This is a genomic window from Wolbachia endosymbiont (group B) of Pilophorus perplexus (genome assembly GCF_964028155.1).
Classification (GTDB): Bacteria; Pseudomonadota; Alphaproteobacteria; order Rickettsiales; family Anaplasmataceae; genus Wolbachia.
Genome location: NZ_OZ034754.1, coordinates 109,744 through 136,002, shown reverse-complemented (window position 1 = coordinate 136,002; position 26,259 = coordinate 109,744). Strand labels below are relative to the sequence as shown.

At 34.4% G+C, this 26,259-nt stretch carries 33 protein-coding genes, 1 tRNA gene and 1 pseudogene; 19 read left to right on the top strand and 16 right to left on the bottom strand.

All coding sequences use genetic code 11. The features are described 5' to 3' along the window. Positions 1-60: 60 nt before the first annotated feature. A pseudogene (locus ABWU28_RS00745) lies at positions 61-288 on the top strand (IS5/IS1182 family transposase); the annotation flags it as partial. Positions 289-488: 200 nt separating this feature from the next. Here the strand turns inward: ABWU28_RS00745 and ABWU28_RS00740 are convergent. Then, entirely contained in the window at positions 489-1,052 is a 564-nt protein-coding gene (locus tag ABWU28_RS00740; protein WP_264331007.1) for a DNA-3-methyladenine glycosylase, read from the bottom strand. Positions 1,053-1,112: 60 nt separating this feature from the next. Then, a complete protein-coding gene (locus tag ABWU28_RS00735; RefSeq protein WP_265024807.1) occupies positions 1,113-2,096 on the bottom strand; it encodes a hypothetical protein in 984 nt (327 codons plus the stop codon). 157 nt (positions 2,097-2,253) lie between these two features. Between ABWU28_RS00735 and mraY the strand changes: the two genes are divergently transcribed. Further along, complete coding sequence (gene mraY, locus ABWU28_RS00730) at positions 2,254-3,234, top strand: phospho-N-acetylmuramoyl-pentapeptide-transferase (RefSeq protein WP_264376692.1); 981 nt, start codon at positions 2,254-2,256, stop codon at positions 3,232-3,234. Positions 3,235-3,239: 5 nt separating this feature from the next. Beyond that, positions 3,240-3,833, top strand: coding sequence for a ribonuclease HII (locus tag ABWU28_RS00725; protein WP_213863879.1), 594 nt, complete (start codon positions 3,240-3,242; stop codon positions 3,831-3,833). A gap of 7 nt (positions 3,834-3,840) precedes the next feature. Here ABWU28_RS00725 and virB9 read toward each other — a convergent pair whose 3' ends face one another. The 3 genes from virB9 to ABWU28_RS00710 all read right to left on the bottom strand — a co-directional run bounded on the left by virB9 (position 3,841) and on the right by ABWU28_RS00710 (position 5,580). Then, positions 3,841-4,626 carry a P-type conjugative transfer protein VirB9 gene (virB9, locus tag ABWU28_RS00720; RefSeq protein WP_007302273.1) on the bottom strand — a complete coding sequence of 262 codons (786 nt, stop codon included), beginning with the start codon at positions 4,624-4,626 and terminating at the stop codon, positions 3,841-3,843. Between the two features lie 328 nt (positions 4,627-4,954). Further along, the gene (locus ABWU28_RS00715; protein WP_125855783.1) at positions 4,955-5,320 is read right to left on the bottom strand and encodes a histidine phosphotransferase family protein; all 366 of its coding nucleotides are present in this window, start codon (positions 5,318-5,320) and stop codon (positions 4,955-4,957) included. Next, on the bottom strand, positions 5,305-5,580 hold the full coding sequence (locus ABWU28_RS00710; protein WP_012481935.1) for a hypothetical protein: 276 nt from the start codon (positions 5,578-5,580) through the stop codon (positions 5,305-5,307). Before ABWU28_RS00710 ends, ABWU28_RS00715 begins: the two co-directional genes overlap by 16 nt. A gap of 137 nt (positions 5,581-5,717) precedes the next feature. Here ABWU28_RS00710 and purM point away from each other — a divergent pair, with 137 nt between their 5' ends. Then, positions 5,718-6,755 carry a phosphoribosylformylglycinamidine cyclo-ligase gene (purM, locus tag ABWU28_RS00705; RefSeq protein WP_353275340.1) on the top strand — a complete coding sequence of 346 codons (1,038 nt, stop codon included), beginning with the start codon at positions 5,718-5,720 and terminating at the stop codon, positions 6,753-6,755. On the opposite strand, the gene purC is transcribed toward purM, so the two are convergent. Beyond that, the gene (purC, locus tag ABWU28_RS00700) at positions 6,752-7,474 is read right to left on the bottom strand and encodes a phosphoribosylaminoimidazolesuccinocarboxamide synthase (protein ID WP_007302276.1); all 723 of its coding nucleotides are present in this window, start codon (positions 7,472-7,474) and stop codon (positions 6,752-6,754) included. The two genes, purM and purC, sit on opposite strands and share 4 nt — an antisense overlap. Positions 7,475-7,539: 65 nt before the next feature. On the opposite strand from purC, the gene trmD reads away from it, so the two are divergent. The 4 genes from trmD to ABWU28_RS00680 all read left to right on the top strand — a co-directional run bounded on the left by trmD (position 7,540) and on the right by ABWU28_RS00680 (position 10,912). Next, positions 7,540-8,238 (top strand): tRNA (guanosine(37)-N1)-methyltransferase TrmD, encoded by a 699-nt coding sequence (trmD, locus tag ABWU28_RS00695; protein ID WP_262986264.1) that lies wholly within the window; start codon positions 7,540-7,542, stop codon positions 8,236-8,238. After that, positions 8,235-8,612, top strand: coding sequence for a 50S ribosomal protein L19 (rplS, locus tag ABWU28_RS00690; protein WP_007302278.1), 378 nt, complete (start codon positions 8,235-8,237; stop codon positions 8,610-8,612). The genes trmD and rplS overlap by 4 nt, the downstream gene beginning before the upstream one ends. A gap of 252 nt (positions 8,613-8,864) precedes the next feature. Next, positions 8,865-10,118, top strand: coding sequence for a PstA family ABC transporter permease (locus tag ABWU28_RS00685; RefSeq protein ID WP_007302279.1), 1,254 nt, complete (start codon positions 8,865-8,867; stop codon positions 10,116-10,118). Then, the gene (locus tag ABWU28_RS00680) at positions 10,115-10,912 is read left to right on the top strand and encodes a phosphoribosylformylglycinamidine synthase subunit PurQ (protein ID WP_019236865.1); all 798 of its coding nucleotides are present in this window, start codon (positions 10,115-10,117) and stop codon (positions 10,910-10,912) included. The genes ABWU28_RS00685 and ABWU28_RS00680 overlap by 4 nt, the downstream gene beginning before the upstream one ends. Positions 10,913-11,018: 106 nt before the next feature. On the opposite strand, the gene pdxH is transcribed toward ABWU28_RS00680, so the two are convergent. From pdxH to ABWU28_RS00665, 3 genes are read right to left on the bottom strand one after another with little or no spacing between them, the layout of a single operon-like run. Continuing rightward, complete coding sequence (gene pdxH, locus ABWU28_RS00675) at positions 11,019-11,612, bottom strand: pyridoxamine 5'-phosphate oxidase (protein ID WP_214303135.1); 594 nt, start codon at positions 11,610-11,612, stop codon at positions 11,019-11,021. A gap of 15 nt (positions 11,613-11,627) precedes the next feature. Continuing rightward, positions 11,628-12,443, bottom strand: a complete 816-nt coding sequence (mutM, locus tag ABWU28_RS00670) for a bifunctional DNA-formamidopyrimidine glycosylase/DNA-(apurinic or apyrimidinic site) lyase (protein ID WP_019236864.1) — start codon at positions 12,441-12,443, stop codon at positions 11,628-11,630. Next, entirely contained in the window at positions 12,409-12,543 is a 135-nt protein-coding gene (locus ABWU28_RS00665) for a hypothetical protein (protein ID WP_255324779.1), read from the bottom strand. The genes mutM and ABWU28_RS00665 overlap by 35 nt, the downstream gene beginning before the upstream one ends. A gap of 28 nt (positions 12,544-12,571) precedes the next feature. On the opposite strand from ABWU28_RS00665, the gene ABWU28_RS00660 reads away from it, so the two are divergent. Continuing rightward, positions 12,572-12,644 (top strand) — tRNA-Thr (locus ABWU28_RS00660). Between the two features lie 538 nt (positions 12,645-13,182). Here ABWU28_RS00660 and ABWU28_RS00655 read toward each other — a convergent pair. From ABWU28_RS00655 to ABWU28_RS00630, 6 genes are all read right to left on the bottom strand, one after another. Next, a complete protein-coding gene (locus ABWU28_RS00655) occupies positions 13,183-13,437 on the bottom strand; it encodes a hypothetical protein (protein ID WP_019236861.1) in 255 nt (84 codons plus the stop codon). Positions 13,438-13,502: 65 nt separating this feature from the next. After that, positions 13,503-14,294, bottom strand: coding sequence for a peptidase M61 (locus tag ABWU28_RS00650; protein WP_353275336.1), 792 nt, complete (start codon positions 14,292-14,294; stop codon positions 13,503-13,505). Then, positions 14,291-14,728, bottom strand: a complete 438-nt coding sequence (locus tag ABWU28_RS00645; RefSeq protein WP_353275334.1) for a hypothetical protein — start codon at positions 14,726-14,728, stop codon at positions 14,291-14,293. Before ABWU28_RS00645 ends, ABWU28_RS00650 begins: the two co-directional genes overlap by 4 nt. A gap of 671 nt (positions 14,729-15,399) precedes the next feature. After that, positions 15,400-16,926, bottom strand: a complete 1,527-nt coding sequence (locus ABWU28_RS00640) for an acyl-CoA carboxylase subunit beta (RefSeq protein WP_353275333.1) — start codon at positions 16,924-16,926, stop codon at positions 15,400-15,402. 124 nt (positions 16,927-17,050) lie between these two features. Next, a complete protein-coding gene (locus ABWU28_RS00635; RefSeq protein WP_007302286.1) occupies positions 17,051-17,212 on the bottom strand; it encodes a hypothetical protein in 162 nt (53 codons plus the stop codon). Then, the gene (locus ABWU28_RS00630) at positions 17,191-17,874 is read right to left on the bottom strand and encodes a hypothetical protein (protein ID WP_353275331.1); all 684 of its coding nucleotides are present in this window, start codon (positions 17,872-17,874) and stop codon (positions 17,191-17,193) included. The genes ABWU28_RS00635 and ABWU28_RS00630 overlap by 22 nt, the downstream gene beginning before the upstream one ends. Positions 17,875-18,009: 135 nt before the next feature. Here ABWU28_RS00630 and der point away from each other — a divergent pair, with 135 nt between their 5' ends. The 10 genes from der to lpdA all read left to right on the top strand — a co-directional run bounded on the left by der (position 18,010) and on the right by lpdA (position 25,894). Further along, positions 18,010-19,335 (top strand): ribosome biogenesis GTPase Der, encoded by a 1,326-nt coding sequence (der, locus tag ABWU28_RS00625; protein ID WP_353275329.1) that lies wholly within the window; start codon positions 18,010-18,012, stop codon positions 19,333-19,335. A 132-nt stretch (positions 19,336-19,467) separates the two neighbouring features. Continuing rightward, a complete protein-coding gene (locus tag ABWU28_RS00620) occupies positions 19,468-19,893 on the top strand; it encodes a hypothetical protein (protein WP_353275327.1) in 426 nt (141 codons plus the stop codon). A gap of 5 nt (positions 19,894-19,898) precedes the next feature. After that, positions 19,899-20,492, top strand: a complete 594-nt coding sequence (locus tag ABWU28_RS00615; protein ID WP_149168763.1) for a hypothetical protein — start codon at positions 19,899-19,901, stop codon at positions 20,490-20,492. Between the two features lie 98 nt (positions 20,493-20,590). Further along, entirely contained in the window at positions 20,591-21,082 is a 492-nt protein-coding gene (locus ABWU28_RS00610) for a disulfide bond formation protein B (protein ID WP_012481943.1), read from the top strand. A 125-nt stretch (positions 21,083-21,207) separates the two neighbouring features. Continuing rightward, positions 21,208-21,384: a phosphotransferase gene (locus tag ABWU28_RS00605; protein ID WP_353275742.1), complete on the top strand. Its 177-nt coding sequence runs from the start codon at positions 21,208-21,210 to the stop codon at positions 21,382-21,384. A gap of 47 nt (positions 21,385-21,431) precedes the next feature. Then, a complete protein-coding gene (locus tag ABWU28_RS00600) occupies positions 21,432-21,818 on the top strand; it encodes a hypothetical protein (RefSeq protein WP_353274937.1) in 387 nt (128 codons plus the stop codon). A gap of 26 nt (positions 21,819-21,844) precedes the next feature. Next, complete coding sequence (gene ltrA, locus ABWU28_RS00595) at positions 21,845-23,146, top strand: group II intron reverse transcriptase/maturase (RefSeq protein ID WP_353274935.1); 1,302 nt, start codon at positions 21,845-21,847, stop codon at positions 23,144-23,146. 11 nt (positions 23,147-23,157) lie between these two features. Next, positions 23,158-23,298, top strand: coding sequence for a hypothetical protein (locus ABWU28_RS00590; protein ID WP_353275325.1), 141 nt, complete (start codon positions 23,158-23,160; stop codon positions 23,296-23,298). Positions 23,299-23,317: 19 nt separating this feature from the next. Continuing rightward, a complete protein-coding gene (locus ABWU28_RS00585) occupies positions 23,318-23,869 on the top strand; it encodes a phosphotransferase (protein WP_353275323.1) in 552 nt (183 codons plus the stop codon). A gap of 639 nt (positions 23,870-24,508) precedes the next feature. After that, positions 24,509-25,894 carry a dihydrolipoyl dehydrogenase gene (gene lpdA / locus ABWU28_RS00580; protein WP_353275321.1) on the top strand — a complete coding sequence of 462 codons (1,386 nt, stop codon included), beginning with the start codon at positions 24,509-24,511 and terminating at the stop codon, positions 25,892-25,894. Between the two features lies 1 nt (position 25,895). Here lpdA and ABWU28_RS00575 read toward each other — a convergent pair whose 3' ends face one another. Continuing rightward, positions 25,896-26,255: a hypothetical protein gene (locus tag ABWU28_RS00575; protein WP_012481944.1), complete on the bottom strand. Its 360-nt coding sequence runs from the start codon at positions 26,253-26,255 to the stop codon at positions 25,896-25,898. Between the last annotated feature and the right edge of the window lie 4 nt (positions 26,256-26,259).

Genomic DNA, 26,259 nt, shown 5'->3' with positions numbered 1-26,259 from the left:
AGACAATAGACTTCTTGGATAACTTAAGAAACAAGTAGTAGAAGCAATATTAGGGAAGGTATAAATTTTGAGCAGGTAAGTAAACTTGATGAAGAGAAGCTTCGAAGACTAAGAGGAGTCAAAAGAAAAACATTGGAAAAATAATAGAAATTTTAATAGAGGAAGAGGCCAAGAAAAAGGCAAGAGGAGGAAAACCAAATATATTTATTAATAGCACTCGAATATTTGTGTAAATACCGTACATATTTCCATATAGTGCAAAGCTATGGAATAAGTGAAAGTTCTTGCTAACGGCTGAATAGAAGATGCATTGATAAAACATCCAGATTTCAGGAAGATAAAGAGCTATTAAAGTTAAATAGGAGTATGCAAAAGTTTTATAAAAAGGGAATGTTTAACTCCCCCATAGAAGATCAAAAAATATCCTTAGGTTATCCAAGAAGTCTATTGTTGGTAAACATAAAAGGCTATTTGCCTTTTTATCTAGTTTATGCAGGAGATCTATATTTATTGTTGAGTGTGATTTTAGGCATTTCTGCTAAAACGCAACTTTTAAATCGCCAAAATTTCTCCTTGCCTTTACTAATTCCGATTCTTGGAGTGCACACATAATCTGGTTTGAGGTGATATTCATAGAGACAAAATTCATGACTTATAGTAAGGTCTTGTTTATTATGTTCTTTTGTAATGTTTAATTTTTTGCACAGTATGCCTGGCCCGCCTAAATTTGCTTCAAGCGGTTCAGTGAGCTTTAATCCTCGTATTAACACTGCTGCTGGGAATCCTTCTGCTTCTGTTACAATATTTAGACAATAGTACATTCCATATATAAAATATACGTACGAAAACCCTGGCGTACCAAACATTACTGAGGTTCGATTAGTATAGCCTCTTGCTGCATGACAAGCTGGATCATCCATTCCTATATACGCTTCAACTTCAGTTATTATTCCACTAAAATTAGAAAATTTCAGCATCTTCCCTAGCAGCTCCCCAGCTACGGTTAAAGTTGGCCGTTCATAGAAATTTCTTGGTAATATTGTGTTATTCATCATAGAAGTACAAGTTACTTACATTTGCAAGCAACTCATACTATTTTCGCTTTTCCTTATTTAGATAAGAGGATACCTACATCTCTGAGAAGTAGAAGTTGTTGTTACATCTTCCATATCTGTTGTAGGCTGTTGTAAAACTTTGACTGATTCAGAGCTTCTTTGTTGCAGCTGCGGTGCTAACGCTTCATATAAAGATTTTGGTTCACGTCTCTTACCTATTTTGACTTCTTTATTTGCACGCAACTGCTCTGCAGTAACACCGTTGCCTTCAAGGAGAGTTACACCATTATTACCATCAATGTTAACTTTAATTTTGCATTCTCTTCCATCAACATACCACTTTAAAGTCATTTCATATAACCCACTAATTATTTCATAAACTCTTTCCTCATTATCACTATCATTATTAATATAGCAACATGCCCCTCTCTTTTTTTCTTGATTAGGATGACAAAATGTAATTGTTCTTACACCATACTCTTTACATATACTACCGCCTAGAAGTTTAGCTATATCTACTCCTTCTTTATTGGCATGTAGCACAACTCTCACAGTAGGATAAACAATATTCTCTTCCCTTTTGCCTTCTTTTATCATTATGGACTCTATGGTATATACCTTCGATATCTCTGCCTTAATTTGGTCAGCAATCTTGCCTACAATCTCTTTACCATGATAGTGAGATTCTCCTTTCTTCGAAGAAAAAGGTTCTTTGTTTGTAGTATTAGTGTCTGGATCATTCTGTAACTCAAAGAATTTATCCCATTCTTCATCACTGTCTAATTTGATATATTCACGCTTGTTCTTGCCTGATACTGCATTCTGAATACTAGACGATCCTTCTGTTACAGTTGTACCAGAGCTATTGCCTTTACCTTTTAGAAGAACAAGATGCTCTTCTGACCTTTCTTCCTTACTCAACTTTGAAGCTGCATCACCAAAAGAAGGTTTCTCTACTATATGCGTGTAAGAACTTTTAACTCTACTCTCATTATCAGGTACTGTAGTAGCCCACAAAAGCTTTTTAATATAATCTAACATATGCCACCTCTTACCATTAACTAAATATCAGTATGCAAACTTTGCTATAACTAATCAATAACTAAATTTACTCCAAATAAAATGAGCTGATAAAAAGGTATAAATTGAGATTAGGTAAAGCTTTTGGTATAATATCTAGTTAATTTTGAATAGGCAGGTGATCTTAGCTACAAAGACGTTTTTTATCTCATTTATTTTTGGGTTTATTCTCTTTCCCTATTTTATAAAACTTCTAAAAAAGATAAGTAAAGATGGACAACCAATCAGATCATATGGACCAGAAAGTCATTTAATAACAAAAAAGAATATACCACCTATGGGTGGAATAATAATACTAACTTCTGCTTTATTACCAATCCTGCTTTGGACTCAATTCACACCAGAAATTTCATTGCTGGTATTTATAACTCTATTTTTTGCTCTACTTGGATTTATTGATGACTATTTAAAATTGAAGACAAATCACCACCGAGGTTTAAGTGCAAAAACCAAAATACTTATTCAGTTTGTCGTTACTCTGGTCTGTATGTTTATACTTAAGCTACAATCTGCTGAAGGTTTTACAAAAATTTCTCTATTTAGAGAAGTAGCAATCGACCTTGGCTATCTATATCTTCCGTTTGCTGCATTTGTAATTGTCGGCTCTTCTAATGCTGTGAATCTTACAGATGGCCTAGATGGCCTTGCTGCAACTCAAGCCATTACTTCCTTTGCTTTTTTGGGGCTAATTGCATACATCACTCAGACAGATGTAAACATTACTTTATTCTGCATTGCATTTATAGGAGCTATTTTAAGTTTCTTGTGGTTTAACACACATCCAGCAAAAATATTTATGGGTGATGTTGGAAGCCTATCAATCGGTGCAGCTTTAGGACTCACTAGTGTTCTAATTAAAAAAGAAATGCTTTTTGCCGTTATTGGAATAATCTTTGTAATAGAGACTTTATCTGTGATTATTCAGGTATCATATTTTAAATATACAAAATTTAGATATGGAGCAGGAAGAAGAGTTTTCCTTATGACACCAATACATCATCACTTTGAAAAGAAAGGGTGGTCAGAAAATACAATAGTTATAAAATTTTGGATAATTTCTATTGCTTGTTCGATTTTTGCTTTAACTTTCTTATTATAGGAACTATGAAATATCCAGATTTCACATTAGAAGATACATTATCAGGAATTATAGCAGGAGTAGATGAAGTTGGAAGAGGTCCGCTTGCCGGTCCAGTGATATCTGCAGCTGTAATATTTACTGATAGAGATACGGTTATTGATGGAATAAACGACTCAAAAAAGCTAACCCCTAAGTGTAGGCAAGTTCTATACGAAAAAATAACGTCTGTTGCAAAATTTGGTATAGGAATGGCAAGCGTAGAAGAAATAAACTCATACAATATTTTGCAAGCAACAAAGCTTTCAATGAAACGTGCGTTGGCAAACTTGAATCTAGAACTAGATTATGTGCTAGTTGATGGTAATCAACCACCTGAAGTAAAATGGCAAGTAAAATCTATAGTGAATGGTGATAGCTTAAGTATATCAATCGCAGCTGCTTCAATCGTTGCAAAAGTTACAAGAGATCGGCTTATGGAAGAATTGCATAATAAACATCCTCAATATAATTGGTATAAAAATAAGGGATATGGAACAAAAGAACACCTCAGCGCTATTGGCCTTCATGGAATTACGAAGCACCATAGAAAGAATTTTGCACCTATAAGAATACTATAGCCTTTAATCACTTACCTTTTTTGAAAGGTATGTTTTCATTAAACAGGCAGACTGTGCTTGATCCGTTTCTTAAGGTAAATACCGAGCTTACTCTTTCAATTATCAGGTAGTCATCAACTGTACGAAAATTTATCAAGGATTCATATCCTGCAGAATCAACCATAAAAACTGCCGGGAAATCAGAGTTTATTTTATTAAATTGTAGATATGTAAATTTTCCGTCATCAAAAACCTTAATTGGTATTATTGATTGACTGCCTTTAACGTGCGAGATGGAATAGTTAAAATTCAAGCCTTTCTTTATAACCTCAATATCACTTATATCAGGGATAGTGGTATGACTAGCTTGCTCTAGAATATCACCGTTACTCGTTGAATAAATTTCATCACTGTTGAACAGTGGATAAAGAAACCTTACTTCATATGCTAACCTTGGATCATCTAGCCCGTTTGCTTCTTCAGCATGAAACTCGAAATAATAAACTCTTTTGTTGGTAATTATAGTTGCATTAGTATCGGCAATATCATCTATAGGCTTAATAAATAATCTATTACCTTGAGGAAGGAGTTGCCAACCGGTTGCATCACCCATTGAAAGACTCTCTATTACCTCCCCTGGCTCAAACAATATGCTGGATTGATAACCATAAAAGCCCGTGTACTTATGTATAGCCTGTGGATTATAATTCATTACCTTTATGTGGTTATCACCAGCTATTGGTCTTGGTTCCTGTTTTGCAAGTGCATAACCACCACAAAAAAATAATAGTGCAACAAAGAGTACCCTAATCATAGTATCAAAATAAACTGATCTTCATTTTATCATTGATAGACATGTACTGCAACTGTTAAGCTATCCCAGTAGTAAGCGACAGAAAATGCAAGCTTCATAATAATTCATTACTGCAGGAAAAAGGGGAGTGTTAAATAAACTGTGTCAAACCTCCATTTTTTGTTTCTATTTTATTTTTACTTCTCGGTTTGACACAGTTTATTTAACACTCCCTGCAAAGAAATTAACTACAGATTTTATGTCTAAGTTACTCCACAAAATTTTTCCTTTCCTTATCCAAGATTCAAATTTATAGTATCGATTCCCTTTTATGAAATATGAAGCCATCTCAAGTTATAGTTAAGCCTATATTCAGTGAATTACTTTCACAAGTGCAATTGATTTTAGTGTTATACTGTTCTAACAGTAAAGAAGTCATATAGATAATAATGTCTTTTGTATCCAAACGAATATCATTTTTTTTTGTTAATTTGCTCACTAATAATGTACTTATTGATTTATGTTCATTTACTACTTTTATAGTGAGTAGTGTTTTATCTTCTGTTTTAGTCAGTAAAATAGACACTAATTCAATTTGTGCCACTGCACTGATTATAGTTATCACCATATTGGAAATTATCTTATTTATTTTTTCAATTAAGTTTTCTGTAGGACATTCACTTACTCTCCACTGAAGCTTTACTTTTTTTTTAATAAATAATTTTCTATATTGGATTTAGTCTTAACAAAGCTGCAATTATCTGATGAATGAGAATACGCTTGCTTCATAACTTTATATTTATATATTAAATCATCGGAGCTTTCTTTAAGCAATGACAATGCTTCGTTTTGCATATTAGGGTTGTTTTCTTCAAGCTCTTCCAATCCACCCACTATTCCTTGCATAGAACTAGCAAAATCATGAAGAATTCGTCCTGATAGGCACTCTGTTATTAACATTATGTTTTTATTCATCGGATAAAAGTATAAATGATTTAAGTTAACCCTATATTGGTAGGCATGTAGTAGTCAATTTAAGAGAAAGTTTCGTTGCGCTTTTTGTGTCAAAGCATTAATGTAGTATTAATAATTATAAGATTTGTGAAGGCGTTATGAATACTTATGCTAAATCTGGAATAGAGCTTAAACTATATAATGAACTAATAAAAAAAGTTAAACCTATTATTGAAAAGACTAAAGGAGAAGAAGTAATTAGTGAAGTAGGATCATTTTCTGCATTGTTTGACTTTTCTTCGCTGAGTAAGAAATACGACCATCCAGTACTTGTTTCCTCAACTGATGGAGTGGGCACAAAACTATTAATAGCTCAAGAGGTGAATAAGCATGATACTATAGGTATAGACTTAGTTGCAATGTGTGTAAATGATCTACTTGCACAAGGAGCAACACCTTTATTTTTCCTTGATTACTTTGCAACAGGCGTTTTAAACAAAAACGTTTTATTGTCTGTAATCCAGGGCATTGCAGAAGGGTGCAAGGAATCTAAAATAGCATTAGTTGGTGGAGAAACTGCAGAAATGCCTGGAATGTATGGTAACAATCACTATGACCTTGCAGGGTTTGTGGTTGGTGTTGTTGATCGAAAGCAAATTCTTCCAAATTGTAGTATAATGAAAGCAGGTGACTGTGTAGTTGGTTTAGAATCAAATGGAATTCACTCAAATGGATTTTCTTTGGTGCGCCATATTTTTAAAAGCTTAGATATAAATTATAATGATATATCTCCATGGAATAATAAATCTTGGGGTGAAATATTACTTAAGCCAACAAAGATATATGTTGATTCTTTGTTGCCTATTATGCCAAAGGTAAAAGGCATTGCGCATATAACAGGTGGCGGGTTAATAGACAATATTCCAAGAATTCTCTCAGGAAATTTATTTGTAGACATAAATATTAATTCTTGGAAATGGCCAGATATATTTTTATGGCTGAAAGAAGAAGGCAAAATAGAAAAGAGAGAAATGTTAAAAACATTTAATTGCGGCATAGGTATAGTACTGATTGTAGATCCCGATAATATGAAGGATGTGGAAAGCCATTTCCAAAAGCGTGGAGAAAAAATTGAGATTATTGGAAAACTTGATGAAGCATGTCAGCCTCCACTTGATAGAGTAGTATTTAGTTAGTCTAACTTTACCGACAGTCTTTTTGCAACTTCTGAGTATGCTTCCTTTAAGTTTCCTAGATTTAAACGGAAAACATCTTTGTCTAGCTTTTTATGAGTATTTTTATCCCATAGCCTACAATTATCAGGGCTGATTTCATCGGCTAAAATGATTTTAGTGCTGTTGTTTATCAATTTGCCAAATTCTAACTTGAGATCAACTAAATATATATTTGCATTTGAAAATAGGTCGACTAAGATTTTGTTGATCTTTAAAGTTGTAGTTTTAACTTCTTCCATTTCTTTATGGGATAACCAACCAAAATATAATATGTGATTTTCATTCACCATTGGGTCGGCTAGGTCATCATTTTTGTAAAAAAACTCGATTATAGGAGATGTAAGTGCCTCACCTTCTTTGATATTAAAACGTTTGCAAAAGCTGCCAGCTGCAATGTTTCTAACCACTACCTCAAGAGGTATTATCTTGAGCTTTTTGACTAGCTGTTCTCTTTCGTTTAGAGTGTTTATAAAGTGCGTGCTAATTCCTGCTTCTTCAAGCTTTTCCATGATAAAAGCACTAACATGATTATTAATTATTCCTTTGCCCTCAATAATTTCATATTTTTCCTTGTTGAACGCTGTAACATCATCTTTAAAGTACTGTATAACAGTTGATGAGTCTTCAGTTTCAATAATGACTTTGGCTTTACCTTCGTATATCGTTTTATTCAGTGACATGATTAATTTAGCTGTATACTATAAGATAATATCAAATTGCTGCTTAGTTTACTACAAATTTGCTAATGACGTTTAGTGTTACAATATTAACCATATTTCCAGAAATGTTCCCCGGATTTTTGAACTATTCTCTTGCTGGAAGAGCGTTGGAAAAAAAAATATGGAATCTTGAAATAGTAAATATTCGTTCTTTTGCTAAAGATAAACATTCAACTGTGGATGATGTTCCATATGGAGGTGGAGCAGGGATGGTTATGCGCCCAGATGTGATTGGTAATGCAGTTGATAATGTGCTTTCTGCTCATAAAAATACTAGATTTATTTATATGACTCCATCTGGTACAAAATTTAATCAGAGAATTGCGAAGGAGTTAACAGAAATTCCTCATGTAACAATATTGTGTGGTCGATTTGAAGGTGTTGACCAAAGAGTAATTGATGTGTATACTCCTTATGAGTTAAGTATTGGAGATTATATACTTTCGGGAGGTGAGCCAGCTGCGATGGTGGTTCTTGATGCATGTATTAGGCTTCTTCCAGGTGTAGTAAATAATTTCGATAGCGTTGCTGAAGAAAGTTTTAGTTATAGTGGTGGTATGCTTGAATATCCTCAATATACTAGACCTGAGCAGTGGAGTAGGTACAAAGTTCCTGAGGTTCTGTTGTCTGGCAATCACAGAAAAATAAGTGATTGGAGAAGGGAACAGTCATATGTTAGAACAAAGGAACGTCGACCTGAATTGTTGAATGGAGATGATAAATGACAAACTTACTTGAAAAATTTAACGAACAACAAATACAAAGGTTAGCCAAAGAGATGCCAGCTTTTTGTCCTGGCGATGATTTGAAGGTCACTTTTAAGGTAGTTGATAGTACGGGTGAGCGTATACAGATATTTGAGGGCGTATGTATATCAAAAAGAAATCGTGGATTACACTCTTCTTTTTCAGTTAGAAAGGTAAGTCATGGAGAAAGTATAGTATCACAATTTTTTGTTTACTCTCCTGCATTAATTTCAGTACAAGTGATGAGAAAGGGAAAGGTCCGTAGAGCAAAATTATATTATCTGTGCAAGCTATTTGGGAAAGCTGCAAGGATCAAAGAACGTACTACTTATGTTAAAAAAAAATCTAAGTAGATACAATAGGGAGTGATGTCAATTGTATCATCTCAAAACTCTCTCTTATTATCCCAGTGTGTGGCGCACAACTGTACTTTCCCTCCTGCTGTGGTGTCATCCCAATGTTTGACACTGGGATCCAGATTCTCCTTTTGGTTTGTGCTTTCATGGAAAATATAAAAATTATTTGCAGGCAAAGCCTGTTAGATCTCAGTTCAAGCACTGGAAAAAGGGGAAAGTCTTTTCAAATCCTCATGTAAAGAAAAGTAAATGGGTATAATAAAGAAAAACTTTCTTAAGTTACTTCAATCTAAGCGCGTACATGCTCGTGTAAAAAGAAAAAATAAAAAGAACAACATTTTATGCTTTTGCTCTTTTACAGCACTGATTGTCTCAATTGGGTGTCCTATATGTATATTACTAAGTATATTAGTTAACTCTTACAGTGCTTTAACAGTAACGAAAATTTTATTACCAGTTGAAATAAATGCTGATCTTATTTTAACTAATAATCCTGGTGATTTACGATATAAGTCCATTGGCTTACTCAACAATTCTTTACGTAAGGTGTTTGAAGGAACTGATTTTAAAGACGGTGACGAAATTTTAAGTCGTAATTCTTACAAAGAACTAGAGAAATTTTTTCATAAGAAAGTAAAAGATAGTGGTGAATATGAGATCTGGTTTACCGCGTCAAGTATAATTAATTCAATAAATAAATATAAACATTTGAATGATCATTATGCTAAATTACTTGATTGGTTAAAAGAGAAGGGAAGAGTAAGAAAATTTTTTAATAAGTCTCTGTTTCTTAAGTCTGATTCTTGTGAGCCTGAGAATGCAGGGATTTTAGGGGCATTTATCGGTTCATTAATGACAATTATAGTATGCTTAGCGTTGGCATTGCCAATAGGAATTATGTCAGGTATCTGTCTTTATGAATTTATGCCTAGAAATAGGCTAATAACCAGTATTGTAGAAATTAGCATGAATAACCTTGCTGCAGTGCCTTCGATAATATTTGGTGTGGTAGGACTGACTCTCTACTTGGGCATATTTGGTTTACCCCGTTCTTCACCGCTTGTTGGCGGGATGACTCTTTCATTTATGATGCTGCCTAATATTATTATTGCAACAAAAAATGCCTTTACAAACGTTCCTATTGCAATAAAAGATGCAGCGTTTGCGCTAGGTGCACCTCACATCAAGGTGATATTGGATCACTCTTTACCGATTGCGTTGCCACGGATAATACATGGTGCAGTGCTTGCAATTGCAAGGATTTTAGGCGAATCTTCCCCTTTACTTATGATAGGCATGGTAGCATTTATTGCTGATACACCTACATCCTTCTTCGATCCGGCAACTGTTTTACCTGTACAAATATACATATGGTCAAGTAGTCCTGAAATTGCATTTATTGAGCTTGCTGCCATTGCAATTATAGCTTTATTGTTAATGCTATTTGCTTTGAATTTAATAGCAAATTTTGTAAAAAGAAAGTTCGAGTTTTTTGATTCATGAAAATTACAATCCTATCTGGTTATGGCTTAAATTGCGAAAAAGAAACTGCATTTGCATTTATGGAATGTAGCAGAAAGCTTGGTATTAATAATATTGAAGTAAAAATCGTTCACATTAATGATATTATAGATAATCCAAGTGAACTGAAATTAAGCAATATACTTGCAATTCCAGGAGGTTTTTCCTATGGTGATGACACTGGTGCTGGTAATGCGTTTGCTTTGCGTATAAAAAACAACTTGTTAGACGAATTTCAAAATTTCTTATCTCAGGATAAGCTTATTATAGGGATATGTAATGGTTGCCAGATATTAGTAAAGTTAGTTCCAGAATTCTCTAATCTAGCTTTAACCTCTAATGATATAGGTAATTACCAATGTCGTTGGATTAGAGTGAGAGTTAATCCGCAGAGTAATTCTGTTTGGCTACGGGGCCTGAGTGAACTATATCTCCCTATTGCTCATGGGGAAGGCAAATTTTTTATGGATCAAGATACTTTGAATCAATTGATTGAAAATAATTCCGTTGCACTGCGTTACGTTGATGAAAATGGTGACTATGCAAATTTACAATTTCCTTACAATCCAAACGGATCTATATACGACCTGGCAGCTTTGTCAGACAAAAGTGGTAGAGTTTTAGCTTTAATGCCTCACCCAGAGAGAGGAATATTTTTTACTCAGCAGGACAACTGGCCTCTTGAAAAAGAAAAATGTAAACGTTCAGGAGTGGCTATGCCAAAATATGGTGATGGAATGCTCATATTTGAGAATGCACTAAAATATTTTGCGTAAGTATTACAATACATTACATACAACAAGTTTTTAAACCATAAAAAGTTACTTGATCAGGATGACAATAAATCTTTATTTTTGATCTGCAGAGTAGCTTTCTCTAACGTTAGGGATATAATTGTTCCACTTTCCAATTGCTTTTCTCAACAAGAGTATATCTAAATCTAGTGTGTCTCCTATATTCACCTTCTTGCCAAAATTCAATTACCTTTGGGATTACGCAAAATCCCACCCAAAAGTCAGGACGAGAAACTTGTGTATTGTGAAATTCTTTCTCTTTCAATTCTATAGCCTGCTCAAAATCTTGCCAATTTTTCAGAACTCTTGATTGTTTTGAGCACCACGCGCTAATTTGACTATCGCGTGCTCGAGAGGAGAAATATTCGTCAGCCTTTTTGCCGCTTAGAAGCCTAACTTCTCCTTCAATTCGTACTTGTCTAGAAAATTCTGTCCAATGAAATACGAGTGCAGCTTTGGGGTTCTCAGTCAATTCTTTTCCTTTTCTACTGTTTACGTTAGTAAAGAACACAAAACCTTCTTTACTATATTCCTTTAGTAATACCACTCTTGCAGATGGAATGCAGTCTTTGCTACACGTTGCTAGCGTCATTGCAGTTGGCTCCTTACACGGAGAATTAAGTACTTCTTGATACCACTTTGAAAACAAATCAAAAGGATCTTTTTCAGGTAAGAGTGTCATATGCAAAAATAAAATTTAATTCTGACATGCATTGCAAAAATAAGTGCTACGACCATTTTGTCGTATAAGTGTTATGATATTGTTGCAGATTCTGCAAGGTTTTTGCACTTTACCATATACGTAAAAGTTATTTTGAAAGTATCCAGCAGATCCAGATGGCTGTGCATAATCTTTCAGTGTTGAACCACCAGCAGCAATTGCATCACTCAGAGTATTTTTTATTTCGATAGCAAGTTTTTCGCACTCTATATATGTTAAATCTTGTGCTAGCCTAAGTGGTGATATGCGAGCTCTAAATAAGCTCTCAGAAGCATATATGTTACCTACGCCAACTATTAGCTTATTATTCATTAATACTGATTTGATATTTGCTTTTCTGCTCTGTAGCAACTTCTGTAAATAATTTCCATTAAATTCATCTGTGAGGGGTTCTATTCCTAGGTTATTAAAAAAATTTAGTTCTTGCTCTCTGTTTAAAACAATCACTAATCCAAACCTTCTTGGGTCATTAAAGATTAGTGAAGTGTTGTCAGAAAATAAGAATATCACATGATCATGTTTGTTCTGTGCTTGATTGTCTTCAGCATATATAAGCTTTCCGCTCATGCCGAGGTGTATGATTACAGCCATACTAGCATCTATATTCGAGATTATATATTTACCTCTACGCTTGATATCATTTATAACTTTGCCCTTTAGCAAATCATCAATATTCTTCGTTATTGGTACACGCAAATTCCAATTATTGACTGTAACATTACTTATTTTCTTATTTTTGATTTTATCAAATAAGAAGTTAGAGATTACTTCCACTTCTGGGAGTTCTGGCATCTTGTCTACTCTGTTGCTGTTTTTTTCTTTTTAGAATATTTTGCTTTAAAGCTTTTGCCAATCTTTTTCTCTCTTCTTCTTTTTCCTTATTTTTTTTCATGTTATTCATTATCATAATACGTGAACTTGCCGTTGTAGCTCAGGTGGTAGAGTACGTCATTGGTAATGACGAGGTCCCAAGTTCGAATCTTGGTAACGGCAGTTTAGAGGACGATATTCATAAAGTCAATCCTCTAGATGCTAATTAGATTATAGAAAAACGTCTAGTAAATACCTTTTATACACTACCATTAAGCTGCTTTTTCAGTATTACTATTCAATAATACCTGCCGTAATTTTTCTTTAGAAAATCCATGCATTAAAAGAAATTGTATAATCCTTTGCCAAAAATCCCTCACAATATACTGAAGGATTATTAAAACTTACGTTGGCAGGGTTAAACCTGTTACCATAACTTCCCCCACCACAAATATTTTCATAACAACACTGCTTACAATCGTCAGGCCTGTTTTCCATATCACTCAAAAAGTTATTAAAAAATTTATCTGATAAGAACTTAGCCCAACTAGTATTGCTGATGTTATATTCAACAAACTTATGAGGGACACATGTTCTCAAATCATCTAGTGGGCCGAGATTACCATTATTGGAAACACATATTAACGGTAATACAAAAGGACTTCTTTTGCCAAATCCTTCAACTCTTGAATAATTACCGTAAAATAGCTCTAATGAAAAGTTATATAGAAATTTCTCTATCCTTTTTATGATAGTTCTCAGTCAGGTCTTCTTTTATCTTATCTGCCCAGCATATATTACCATGCCCTCCACCATCTCTATCAAACTGACAATGGCTATTGTGATTATTTCTACCATGAAAATTATCTGAAAGCTTTTCTATTCTTTTAAGTATGACACTACTACTAACTTGACCGATATTAGCGCTAAGAAGCTCTAATAATAAATCCACTTGTTTTTCTTTATTGTTTACCATAATTATTTTGCCTTAAAATAGCAAAGTCTAGGTTTACTATAGCTTTTGTCAAGCATTTATCTGAGCTATTTATATATTGGAATGCTACTCGTCATTTTATTTGCTTTCAAATGTATAACTTTCGGTATCTTGTTTTCAAGGACTTTTAACTTAATATTACCACTATTAAAGTCAATACTATAACACTTTAGTTCTTGACCATCCTTGAGTCCCATATTATGGCAATCACTACCTAATTTAACCCCACGTATCTTTTGTAGCTCTAGACTTCTGGTTAAGTTAAAGCATATATCACTATACTTATCAGTATCTTGGAAAGTTAAATTTTTATTGAGTAATCTACTAGGTAACAAACTGAGAAGTATGCTAGAATCTCTTATAGAGGCTATGATATCTTTTATAAAGGACTCTGATAAGTAATGTTTTAAATGACTTGCAAATAAGTCAACATTAAAATTAACTTTCTTTGAAGTTATTTCACTTATTATACTATTTATAGTAGTCAATAAGTTATACCTTCCATTACTAACCTCATTTAATTTCTCATCAATTATCATTGCAAGAATAAAACCTTTGTTATAACTCAACATGCTTATGTTTTGATCAAGTAAATGTTTTTTGCCTATCTTTTCAAAATTAATATCAAGTACTAAGGAGCTAAAATATTCTTTTAAAATAGTATTAATTATTTCTAAATATTCATCTTTATTAATAAATTTCGTGTCAAGTAAGGTTTTCACTCCATAAAATTCCGTAAATCCTTCAAAAAACCACTTATATTTTACTTCATTTTCCTCATCCTCATCTTGCTCTATTATACGCCCTATGTATCTATGAATTAATTCATGTGATATCACTCTAGTATAATCTTTGATATTTTTTTTAAGCCTCCCTCAATAATTACATAGTCCTTTCCTGCAGCACCTGTAGTTCTAATAAGATTGGGATTATCAACAAGTACTATATTATACGGCTTACTTTCTAGTATGAATAAGTTATCTTGAGCTAAGATAATTTTATTAATAATATTTACAAAACTGATACTATTATGAGCATTGGTATAAAGCTTATTTCTTTTATCAAGATCAAAACTTCTAAAATTGTCAGTTCTAATAATTTTTTCTATATTATCAAAAGGTTTTCTAAAAGGTAAAAAATTAGGTAAGTTTTTTAAATGTGATGAAGAGTTACCTAAAGCAATAGCAGAATGCATATACTGAATGTATATAAGGAAAAAACAAATAATATAATTTAATAGACTGTGTACATTTTTAAGCTTAATGTTTGCCATAAATAAAACAGGACATTGAGAAGTGTAAGTAATTACGATTAAGCAAATATAATTTATTGCTAAGTAGGTGATAAGGATAATTTTAATTATCTCTTTAAAACTTTACTCTTCCCATATTATTGAACACCTTATAATAAAGACTGAGAAGAAAGTTACAAAGGATTGTATATTCTTATCATCATAGCGCTGTTACTACAGTAATAACACTAAGAATAACTATAAGTTTCTTTGAATGATAGTTGAATTTTGATTGAAATTTTGAGGCTATAAAAACCGCAGGTACCAGTTGGTTTTTATTAGCTAAAGTAAACGTCAAATATCTGGAATTCTGGACATAAAATCCTCCTTTGAAAAAAAAGATTAGAAAAAAATGCAATGCACATACGACAGAAATTAAGTATGTGTGTATGCACCCACATACGCTGAAGAGGATACGCTACATTTTTTTATGAGTTTGATTGTTTAATAAAAAAAAGTCTGCGGACAAAGATAAATTTTTGAGCTCTAAAAGTATCTCTAATTGTCATTATAATCAGATTTAGAATATGCGGAAGTAATTTTTTAGCTATAAGAATATATTATAGAAAAAAGGAACCCAAAAGTTAGCGTTATTGGTAATCCAACTTGGTGTAACGGCACTGTAGACCTTACAATAAAGACTGAGAGTAAAGTTACAAAGGAAGATTATCATGCTTCTTCCATATTCTTTCTACTTTCTTGTTTTTAAGTAGCTCTAATGCTTTGTGAAAGTGATGCCTTGTTTTACTTGGCACTATAATGTCATCAATGTATCCATGTGATGCAGCAAAAAATGGATTAGCAAATTTCTCTTTATATTCTTTGATTAACGTTTGCTGGTCTTTTTCATGCCTAAATATAATTTCAACTGCACTTTCAGGTCCCATTACAGCTATTTCAGCGGTTGGCCAAGCATAATTTATATCACCTTTTAGATGTTTCGAATTCATGACAATGTATGCACCACCGTATGCCTTCCTGGTGATCAAGCTAATTTTCGGCACGGTCGCTTCAGCGTAAGCGTAAAGCAGTTTCGCTCCGTGCTGTATTATATTATTGTATTCTTGATTCGTGCCAGGTAAAAACCCTGGAACATCAATAAGTGTGATGATGGGAATGTTAAATGCATCACAAAATCTTACAAACCTTGCAGCTTTTCTTGAAGAGTCAATATCCAAGCATCCTGCAAGGTGCATAGGTTGATTTGCAACAACACCAATAGTATTTCCTCCAATTCTGCCAAAGCCAATTATGATGTTACGGGCAAAATCGGGTTTTAGTTCAAAAAATTTCCTTTCATCACACACCTTTTCAATGAGTTCATACATATCATAAGGAGTATTAGGATTACTAGGAACTAGAGTGTTCAAAGATTCATCAACATCATCAATTAAGTCACAGATTGTTACAGGTTTTGGCAACTCTTGATTGTTTGCTGGCAAAAAGGTAAAGAATTCACGCATTTCTAGCAACATTTCAACGTCGTTATTGAATGCAAAATCTGCTACTCCTGTTTTGCTTGTATGAATTTTTGCTCCACCGAGATCTTCGTGGCTTACGTTTTCGTATGTAACCTTTTTTACTACATCTGGTCCGGTTATAAACATGTATGAGCTATTTTTTACCATGAAAATAAAATCGGTTAGCGCTGGAGAGTAAACTGCACCGCCAGCACATGGGCCCATGATTAGAGAGATTTGTGGTATAACGCCTGATGCATTTACATTCCTTTGAAAAATTTCTCCGTAACCAGCAAGGGAATTTACTCCCTCTTGAATTCTAGCTCCACCAGAGTCGTTTAGTCCGATAATTGGAATCCTGGCATTAATTGCCATATCCATAATTTTGCATATTTTTTTTGCATGTGATGCACCAAGTGATCCACCAAAGACAGTGAAATCCTGAGAATAAACAAAAACTTTTCTGCCATAAATAGTACCATGGCCAATTACAACTCCATCACCTAAAAAATCAGCATTTTGCATGCCAAAATCAGTTGCGTGATGTTTCACAAACTTATCATACTCTTGAAATGAATTTTCATCGAGCAATATACTCAGCCTTTCTCTAGCGGTTAGCTTTCCTTTTTCATGTTGCTTGTTAACTCTATCAGGACCTCCTCCTTTTTCGGCTTCTAATGTTTTGATCTTTAGAGTTTCTAGTATTTCAGAGTCTTGCATGTAGTAAAATAACTTTCAAATTGGTTGTAAACTTTATTGAGCTTACAAATCCTATTGATTATACACATACACCGTTGCTGCATGCAACGGTGTATGTGTACGATAATTAATGCGCTAGCAATTTCTATTTAATATTTTGAGAATGCTGAGACTCACTAACATTCTGTGCACTTGCACTTGTTACACCTGTTGATGGATTAATTGTTATAACTTCTCTTTCAATTCCTTGTAAGTTTGAAGCCAATGAGACCAATTTTGCTAAAGTCATGTCATTATATTTATCCATCTTCTTATTCTCATAATAGCCAATTTTATTTTTACAGCTTTGTTTTCCTCGAAGTCCTCAGGACTTATATTATCACTTAAATCAGTACAAAATACGTTACCATTTTCACTAATATTTAAAGCAATACTGCAATCTCTATCACCCACTTTCCAGTTAAATTTAATTATACAAGACTCATTTAGTATTTGATAAAGCCTTACACCATCATCACTTTGTGAAACACGCACCAACCTTTTATCTTCTGGAGATACCAATGTAAAAGCTCCAATTTTTGGATTACTATCCTTTAAGACTTTACCAGGAAATGAGTTATCAAATTTTAACTCACCTCTGCCTTCTTTTAACGATACCCATGCAGTAAATGATTTATCTTCTTTTCCTCTCAACCTCACATCTACAGAATCATTACCTGTATATTCAGCAATTCCTTTTCGAATTACACTCAGAAATTTCTTAGTTTCTTCATCATTGTCACTCAAAAAAAGCTCCTTATTTTCATGTGACCGGGATGGATCATTGAGATTCTCCAATGCTTTAGCTAAAGTTATATAGTTATATATACGTGTCCTGTTGTTATAAGGTGTCCCTAATTTATAAATTTTAGGAGTTAATTGAGCAACTTGATCGAAATTCATTATTAAAGTTTCATTTGCATTATGCATAGCGCCTCCAATTCTACATAATAAACTTAAGATAAAATATCCTAATTTTAGGATAAGTATATAATCTATAAAGTCAATAGTTAAACTAAAAAATTTTGATTATAATTTACTATGTATAAAATACGCTCTTAAACTATGCTGAAAATAGTCATAATAGGCCTTCCAAATGCAGGCAAGTCAACTCTATTTAATAGGCTGGTGGGAAGAAAAGCAGCGGTAGTTAGTGACATTCCAGGAGTAACGAGAGATAGGCGTGAAGGAATTGGAAGAATTAGTGATTTAGAGTTTAAAGTCATAGATACAGGAGGATGGAATGACCAAACCAGTTTTTCACTACAAGTTATTGAACAAATAGAGTTTTCTTTGTCGAGTGCAGATGTAGTTTTCTTTCTTGTTGATGCAAAAGTGCAAAACGAGCAGAACAAAGAGTTTGCAAAGTGGCTGAAGAGAAAAACAAATAAACCTGTAATACTAATAGCAAACAAATGTGAAAGTCATAAATCGGAAAATGTTGATTATTTGCAGTTTTTCAATTTCATAGGTCCGGTATACATCTCAGCCGAGCATAATCTTGGCATGGTTGATCTTTATGATGCATTAGCTGGTGTGATTGAAGGTCTTAGCGAAGGCACTGAGCTGCCTGAAAGTGAGTCCATTAGACTGAGGATTGCAATCATCGGTCGCCCAAACGTTGGAAAATCAACTTTTTTAAACAGTTTACTTGCAGAAAATAGACTAATAGTAAGCTCAGAACCCGGTACCACGCGTGACTCTGTGGATATTTCATACGACCATAATGGGAAATTAATCACTCTCATCGACACTGCGGGAATCCGCAGAAAGGCAAATGTTGTTGATAACTTAGAATCAAGATTTGTTGAAAAAAGTATAGAGTCAATAAAGCGCTCTCATGTAGTGATTTTAATGTTAGATTCCTTGCTTGGCATTGAGCAGCAGGATTTATCAATTGCTGAAGCTGCAATTAAAGGGGGGAAGGGAATTATCATTGTTTTAAATAAGTGGGATTTAATAGGTAAGGATGACAGAAGTAAGTTAATAAAATTTGTCAAACAACAGGAAGTGACTCGGTTATTTTTGGAAGTGCCAACTGTAACAATTTCTGCATTGAAAGGTATGCGCTGTGGTGATGTGATAGATAAGTGTCTTGAAGTGAGTGAATCCTTAAACAAGAAGATCAGCACTGCAAAACTGAATAATTGGCTAATAGATGCTGTGGAAAAACATTCTCACCCACTTATAAAAGGTAGAGCAATTAAAATGAAGTATATTGCTCAAATTGGCACCAAACCTCCAGCTTTTTCTTTGATATGCAATGTCCCTGAGAGCGTTGATGAAAATTATAAACGTTATTTGACTAATGGTCTTAGAAAAAACTTCTTTGTTGAAGGTGTACCAGTTAGATTGCTTTTGAAAAAGAATAAAAACCCCTATGTAAAGTAGATAATCTTGTTTTACTAATAATATACTTTTTTATCTTAGTAATATTATTAATAAGTAAATAATATTACTTAAATAAGTAGTTGATAAATTAATATTATATAGTAAAGTATTAACTTGTTTAGTACTTTTGCTATGAATTATAAAGGACAAGATTTAAGGCCTGGATCTCCACATACTTTCACGGTTGATACACCTTTAGTATTTCAGTGGCTTCCAAAAAGATATGGATACCCGATTCCAGAAAAATATTTGGAAAGATTGAGCAATTGGGCAAAAAGGGAAGATACGCGTGTAGTGAAATTAGTAATAAATGGATCTGGTTTTACTCCTACGCAACGTAAAGAGTTGGATAATAAAATATCAAACAGAGAGTTTAACCCAAACAAAAACATAGAGCTTATAGACTTTAATGAGCTGGATTTAGGAGAGTATGAATTTAGCTTTCACTTACAAACAGATAAGAAAACAGAACTATCTAAATGTCCTTTATACACTGTATCTCAATATTTCAAAGATCTATACTCTATTCCAGAAAGTAAAATTTTGGTGTTGAGATAGACAGTATGCGTATATTTATGTTGTTGGTATTGAAATCTCCTATGATCTATTTTGATTTTGATATCTTACCTAAAGAAGATAAGAAAGTTGGTGAGATTCAGGCTGTGCATGGCTTTTTGGTTGCTGAAAATGACAGAAAAGGTTATGACTATGATGGTATAGCAAGTATTGAAAATGCTATCATTGCTCTAAGCGATGCTGGTAGAGTAAAAATTATGGAAATTTACAATGAAGTAAAGAATAAGTTTCAAAAAGATTATCCTTTGTTTAAGTTATCAGAACATGAGATTTACAAAATTATGGAAGAGATAGTATATTTCACTCTTTCTAATGACGTTCTTCTTCTTATATCTAGCTATCAAGATTCTAACAAACGTTACAACAGACGTTTGGAAGAAGCAAGATTGCTTATGCAAGAAACATTTGGGTTTAAAACCAATGGAGGAGAAGTTGATATTCAATATGACAATAGCTGGACGAAAAACAAGGATGAATTGTATACCAAAGAAGAAATTGCAAAAATAGATAGTGATACTAGGGTTGTAACTAGTATGCAAACTAAATCAGTATCTAGCTGTGAATACATGCATAGAGGCTAGATAAAAAAGTTATAGAGTGATATGTGTCGCTTTATAATTATATAGAACATTATTAAACAAAAGTTGACTTTTTCGGTTGTTGTGGTAATTCGTTAATTATGTCAGATATAAATAACAGTTCTACAATCTTTTTGCTGTCAAGTGCCGCTGCTCTGATTTTTGCATATGTGCTAGAGTATTTCTTCAATATGCTACCATGCAAGTTATGCATATACGAGCGAGTAGTTTACTATGTTACAGGGCTACTTGCAGTTGCGTACATGTTCAAAGACAACAAAATCCTAATCTATGCGATGTTTTGCAGCTATCTCATTGGTGCAATAATATCTTTTTATCATGTAGGTCTTGAACTCCACTTATTTCATGATGTTTTAGGCTGTACAGAGCAAGCAAGTGGTAACGTTAGCATAGAAGAGTTGAGAAATAATCTATTAAACCCCAATTACTCTCCGTCTTGTGACAGGCCTCATTATATTTTTGGTGTTTCATTAGCAACATGGAATCTTATTTATCTTATAGTAGCCCTGTTTGTATCAGGTAGGATATATTGTAAAGAAAGAAATTTAAGGCACAATTGGTGCAAAAAGTAGCAAGAGTAGATGCTGCATTTGTACACCGCTTAGTTGTCACCCAGTTTCCGCAATTTAAAGATCTGTCTATCTGCCAAATCGTGCCCGGTGGATGGGACAATAGAACATTTCGTCTGGGTGATCACATGCTTGTGCGTATGCCAAGCGCTGCAAAGTATGCAATGCAGGTGGAAAAGGAACAAAAGTGGTTACCCAGGTTGGCACCTTTACTGCCACTTTCAATTCCAAAGCCTTTGGCAATGGGAGAGTCGTGTGAGGGTTACCCATGGTGCGCCAAGAAGTGCTTGGAGAACAGTTGGTGAAAATCCAACACAAACAAAGTCTAGCCAACAGTTTGGAACAGACCACTATGTTGCATGAGGTAACGAGTGTAATAGAGCTAGTGGGATGGACAATGCAGGGTACAACGAAAGTGAAGGGATTGAGTTCCGAAATACCTGAAGACATAGAGGTCGACATTTTCATGGCCATGGAAGACAGCATGAAGGATAGCGTAAAGGCAAGTTATCACTCACTCTATCGGGATCTGAGACCGTGCCATGTATTGAAATGGACTTCAAGTGAACTTGGGAGATCCTATGCATTCCTACAAAGGTACGCTGGAACAAGTCAACAAAGGCAAGAACTAGCGGAAGATGCAGGGGAAGTCGGACTGATTGATAGTACTCAGAATGTGGGAAAGCCACGTACAAGGGGAAGCGATCAGCAATATAGTAACTGGAATAGGGATTGCTAGGCCAATACAACGGAGGTTGGAATAACATGCAAAATAAACTAAACCAGATAGCAGTAAGAGCAAAGCAAGATAAGCGACTAAAATTCACATCGTTAGTCCATCTGATAAATACAGAGAATCTTGCGAGATGTTATAAAGAACTGAAGCGTAACAAGGCTTGTGGAGTAGACCAGATAACAGTGGAATCATACGGAGAAAATCTGAATGAGAAACTCGAAGTGCTAGTAGAAAGTATGAAGAGGAAGCAATATCAACCACAACCAGTAAAGAGGGTATATATACCGAAAGCTGGAAGTAAAGAGAAACGCGGACTCGGAATACCATCGACCGAGGATAAATTAGTACAGATTATGCTGAAGAAGATACTAGAAAATATTTACGAGGCAAACTTTCTGGACAGCTCATATGGATTTCGACCTGGAAGAAACTGTCATCAAGCGGTAAATGCACTAGATAAAGCAGTTATGTACAAGCCAATAAACTACATTGTAGAAGTGGATATCAAGAAGTTCTACGATAATATACAGCATAAATGGCTAATGAGATGTCTAAGGGAACGAATAACTGACCCAAATTTGCGGTGGTTAGTAAAGCGGTTTCTCAAGGCAGGGATAGTCGAAGCTGGAAATTATGAAGCAACAAAACAAGGTACACCCCAAGGTGGTATAGTAAGTCCTGTATTAGCAAATATATACTTACATTATGTGTTGGATTTATGGATAGAAAAGAAATTTAAACCAAGATCCAGAGGATATATACAACTAATAAGGTTTTGCGACGATTTTGTGGTTTGTTGCGAAAGTAAGGTAGACGCGGAAGAATTTCTGGAATTACTGAAACAAAGGCTAAATAAATTTGGGTTGGAAGTATCTGAAAACAAGACCAGAGTAGTAAAGTTTGGCAAGAGGGAGTGGCAACAAGCGATAAGAGAGAAACGAAGGACGGAAAGTTTCAATTTTCTGGGGTTTACGCACTATGGTGCAAAAAGTCGTCGTGGTAGATTAATAATGGGACATAAAACCTCAAAGTTAAATCTAGCCAGAAAACTAAAAGAAATCAAGGAGTGGTTGAAAATAGTCCGCGGAAGTATTCGACTTAAAGCTTGGTGGCAAGTACTGAAGGCTAAATTAACAGGACACTATAACTACTTTGGTATTAGCGGAAATTATTGGTGTTTGAAACAATTTTACACATCAGTAAGAAAGCTAGCATTTAAATGGATAAATCGGCGTAGTCAGAAAAAGAGTATGACCTGGGAACAGTTTGTACACTACGTAGAAGTAAATCCATTACCAAAGCCAAAAATACATTTTTCTTTATATGCATAAGAGGGACGACTGTGAAAACTAATATTGATGAGCCGTGTGCGGGAAATCTGCAAGCACGGTTCTTTAGGGGGAGTTGTAGTAATAAAACTCAAACGAGAGGAGTAAAGCTACAGCTTCTACCGAACGCAATGGTCTATTTACCAATGGATTGATGGCAACACCGCTGCATCTGTGCACATAGCAGATCTGAATAACTTTGCAACCAGCCTTGCTCAATTTCTCGCTGCTTTACAACGCATAGATACTACAGATGGGCCTCTTCCCGGACCACATAATTTCTATCGTGGAGGGGTACTAACAACCTATAATGCTGAGACAAAGCAAGCAATTGCCGTTCTAAAAGATAGAATAGATGCCAATGCTGCAATCGAGCTCTGGGAAGCAGCGCTAGCAAGCGCTTGGAAAGGTTTGCCAGTGTGGGTCCATGGTGACGTTAGCGCTGGCAACCTATTGGTGCAAGAAGGAAAATTGAGTGCCGTCATTGATTTTGGAGGATTGGGGATCGGCGATCCCGCTTGCGATCTAATGATTGCTTGGACGCTGCTTAGAGGAGAAAGCCGAAAAATCTTCCGTGCAATGCTTCCGTTGGATGCTAGCACTTGGACTCGTGGCCGTGCCTGGGCTTTATGGAAGGCTCTTGCTGATATTACCACAAACACGAACGCTGTCGAAGCTTGGCACACTATTAATGAAGTGTTTAGAGATTATAAACGCAATTCATAAAGTATATTTGTATGAACATTGTGATTTGAGAGCAATCTCCACTAGAAAGGATGTAATCTCAGTATTGAAATCCAGTTTTTTTATCAAAAAATTTTTTGTATAAGGAAGGTGTCATACTAGTCACAGCTGTACGAACATTGTGATTTGGGCTAAAAAGATGCGAGTAGCCCCTTCGGTGTCATCTTATGTTTTTGTCATCCCAGTGCCCAGATACTGGGATCCAGAACAGGTAATAAGAAGTGCTGGAATGACATCCTGAAATTTTAGCTACAAATATTAAGAAATTTACCAAATAGAAAAAAGGCAAAAGAATCCCCCAGTAGTGAGTTTTGACCCTATAATAATGTAAATTGGCGTTGTAATAATGTGCTAACGCTTATTTAAAGCGCGTTTTGGCTGAATGTAGAAAAAATAAAAAAAGACATGCAGCCGCTATAATTTTTTGTAATTTGCCAATAAATATCTGAGTTTTTTACTGAATTTTGTTGTTAAATCTGCAGAGATTAAAAACAAGGATAAATACTCTTATTGATATGATAAGGAACGTGGGAAGGTTTGTCAAGTCGCTTCTATACACCTGAGCATTGATCATACGGGTTCCATCTGTTATATATAGTCTTTTGCACACGAAAAAAACTGATGAATGAGTATGATATTACAGTTATAGGCAGCGGTCCTGGTGGTTATATAGCAGCAATTAGAGCGGCGCAGCTTGGACTTAAAACTGCAATTGTTGAAAAGGAGGAAAATTTGGGTGGTATATGCTTAAATTGGGGATGTATACCAACAAAATCGCTACTTAGAGCATCTGAAATTTATAGATTAATAAGAAGATCAGAAGAATTTGGCATAAAAGTAAAGGATGCAAGTTTTAATATACAATCAATGGTGAAATATTCAAGGAACGTTGTTGGCAAGCTATCAAGTGGTGTTGAGTATTTGATGAAAAAAAATAACATCAAAGTCCATCAAGGCTTCGGTAAACTTGCAGGTAATCGTACTATAAAAATTCTTAATGACAAAAAGGAGGAGGAAATTTCTTCCAAGCATATCATTTTAGCAACAGGTGTAAGGGCAAGAAATCTTCCTGGAATCGAAGTAGATGGAGATTTAATATGGAATGCGCAGCACGCTATGACTCCAAAGAAGTTACCAAAATCTCTACTAATCATAGGTTCTGGTGCGATAGGAATAGAGTTTGCAAGTTTTTATAGTACTTTGGGAGTTGATGTAACAATTATAGAAGTAAAAGACACTATTTTGCCGCTGGAAGATAAAGATATTTCAAATTTAGCACAAGAAATATTCACAAAACAAAGGATAAAAATATATACAAACAGTAGCGTAAAAGCTTTGACTAAAAATAAAGACTTTGCTCAAGTGTTACTAAGTAGTGGTGAGAGCAAAGAATTTGATAGGGTGATTGTTGCAGTTGGCGTGCAAGCAAACACTGAAAATATAGGTTTAGAAAATACAAAAATTAAGTTGAGTCCTTCTGGTTTCATTGAAACGAATGAGTGGTATGAAACAAGTGAATCAAGTGTGTATGCAATAGGTGATGTAGCTGGTCCCCCATGTTTAGCGCATAAAGCAAGTCATGAAGCTGTAATCTGTGTTGAGAAAATTGCCGGTAAAAATGCTCATAAGTTAAAAAAAGAGTGCATACCAAATTGCACTTACTCTCATCCGCAAGTAGCAAGCGTTGGCCTTACTGAGGAACAGGCAATAAAAAGTGGATACGATATAAAAGTAGGAAAATTTCACTCCAACTTTAATGGTAAATCTATTGCACTAAGTGAAACTGAAGGTTTAGTGAAAACAATTATAGACAAAAAAACAGGCGAACTTCTGGGTAGCCACATGATAGGTGCGGAAGTAACAGAGTTAATTAGCAATTTTGCTCTTGCAAAGCAACTAGAAGGAACAGACTTCGACATAAAATCTACGATTTTTCCTCATCCAACCATTTCAGAGATGATACATGAGTCAGTACTTGCTGCAGATGGTGAATCGCTGAATAGTTGAACTAACGTTCTATCGTTTTGGAGCTACAAGTATCCTGATTAGGCGATTCAATTCTAATAGATTGATTACCAATATCAGATTTTTCTAACTTTTCTTTTAACCCTTCAGCTGCTTCTTTCACTTCAAGCTTTTTTTCCCGATTAAGATCCTCTGGGCTTTTTCTTTTACTGTCTAAACCTTGTTGTCTATCAATATTTTTATTGAGTTGTTCTTGCTGAGGTAGATCAACAACTGAGTTAAAAAGAGCTTTTATTATGTTTTTTAATAAACCTCCGCTTCTGCTTTGCTCTTGAGGCTTATTTTTTACGTTAGATTCTTTTTTACTGTCACTACTTTTAGGCATTTTTAACTCAACTATCATAAAG

Coding starts and splice junctions, on each gene's coding strand:
- ABWU28_RS00575 (WP_012481944.1), bottom strand. CDS start 26,255: ATGATAGTTGAGTTAAAAATGCCTAAAAGTAGTGACAGTAAAAAAGAA.
- ABWU28_RS00635 (WP_007302286.1), bottom strand. CDS start 17,212: ATGGATAAATATAATGACATGACTTTAGCAAAATTGGTCTCATTGGCT.
- ABWU28_RS00605 (WP_353275742.1), top strand. CDS start 21,208: ATGCTTGTGCGTATGCCAAGCGCTGCAAAGTATGCAATGCAGGTGGAA.
- trmD (WP_262986264.1), top strand. CDS start 7,540: ATGACGTTTAGTGTTACAATATTAACCATATTTCCAGAAATGTTCCCC.
- ABWU28_RS00610 (WP_012481943.1), top strand. CDS start 20,591: ATGTCAGATATAAATAACAGTTCTACAATCTTTTTGCTGTCAAGTGCC.
- rplS (WP_007302278.1), top strand. CDS start 8,235: ATGACAAACTTACTTGAAAAATTTAACGAACAACAAATACAAAGGTTA.
- ABWU28_RS00630 (WP_353275331.1), bottom strand. CDS start 17,874: ATGCATAATGCAAATGAAACTTTAATAATGAATTTCGATCAAGTTGCT.
- ABWU28_RS00600 (WP_353274937.1), top strand. CDS start 21,432: ATGTTGCATGAGGTAACGAGTGTAATAGAGCTAGTGGGATGGACAATG.
- ABWU28_RS00645 (WP_353275334.1), bottom strand. CDS start 14,728: ATGGCAAACATTAAGCTTAAAAATGTACACAGTCTATTAAATTATATT.
- purC (WP_007302276.1), bottom strand. CDS start 7,474: ATGTCACTGAATAAAACGATATACGAAGGTAAAGCCAAAGTCATTATT.
- virB9 (WP_007302273.1), bottom strand. CDS start 4,626: ATGATTAGGGTACTCTTTGTTGCACTATTATTTTTTTGTGGTGGTTAT.
- pdxH (WP_214303135.1), bottom strand. CDS start 11,612: ATGACACTCTTACCTGAAAAAGATCCTTTTGATTTGTTTTCAAAGTGG.
- ABWU28_RS00710 (WP_012481935.1), bottom strand. CDS start 5,580: ATGAATAAAAACATAATGTTAATAACAGAGTGCCTATCAGGACGAATT.
- mutM (WP_019236864.1), bottom strand. CDS start 12,443: ATGCCAGAACTCCCAGAAGTGGAAGTAATCTCTAACTTCTTATTTGAT.
- ABWU28_RS00740 (WP_264331007.1), bottom strand. CDS start 1,052: ATGAATAACACAATATTACCAAGAAATTTCTATGAACGGCCAACTTTA.
- ltrA (WP_353274935.1), top strand. CDS start 21,845: ATGCAAAATAAACTAAACCAGATAGCAGTAAGAGCAAAGCAAGATAAG.
- der (WP_353275329.1), top strand. CDS start 18,010: ATGCTGAAAATAGTCATAATAGGCCTTCCAAATGCAGGCAAGTCAACT.
- ABWU28_RS00655 (WP_019236861.1), bottom strand. CDS start 13,437: ATGGTAAACAATAAAGAAAAACAAGTGGATTTATTATTAGAGCTTCTT.
- ABWU28_RS00735 (WP_265024807.1), bottom strand. CDS start 2,096: ATGTTAGATTATATTAAAAAGCTTTTGTGGGCTACTACAGTACCTGAT.
- ABWU28_RS00685 (WP_007302279.1), top strand. CDS start 8,865: ATGGGTATAATAAAGAAAAACTTTCTTAAGTTACTTCAATCTAAGCGC.
- ABWU28_RS00665 (WP_255324779.1), bottom strand. CDS start 12,543: ATGAAAAAAAATAAGGAAAAAGAAGAAGAGAGAAAAAGATTGGCAAAA.
- ABWU28_RS00680 (WP_019236865.1), top strand. CDS start 10,115: ATGAAAATTACAATCCTATCTGGTTATGGCTTAAATTGCGAAAAAGAA.
- purM (WP_353275340.1), top strand. CDS start 5,718: ATGAATACTTATGCTAAATCTGGAATAGAGCTTAAACTATATAATGAA.
- ABWU28_RS00640 (WP_353275333.1), bottom strand. CDS start 16,926: ATGCAAGACTCTGAAATACTAGAAACTCTAAAGATCAAAACATTAGAA.
- lpdA (WP_353275321.1), top strand. CDS start 24,509: ATGAATGAGTATGATATTACAGTTATAGGCAGCGGTCCTGGTGGTTAT.
- ABWU28_RS00620 (WP_353275327.1), top strand. CDS start 19,468: ATGAATTATAAAGGACAAGATTTAAGGCCTGGATCTCCACATACTTTC.
- ABWU28_RS00725 (WP_213863879.1), top strand. CDS start 3,240: ATGAAATATCCAGATTTCACATTAGAAGATACATTATCAGGAATTATA.
- ABWU28_RS00615 (WP_149168763.1), top strand. CDS start 19,899: ATGCGTATATTTATGTTGTTGGTATTGAAATCTCCTATGATCTATTTT.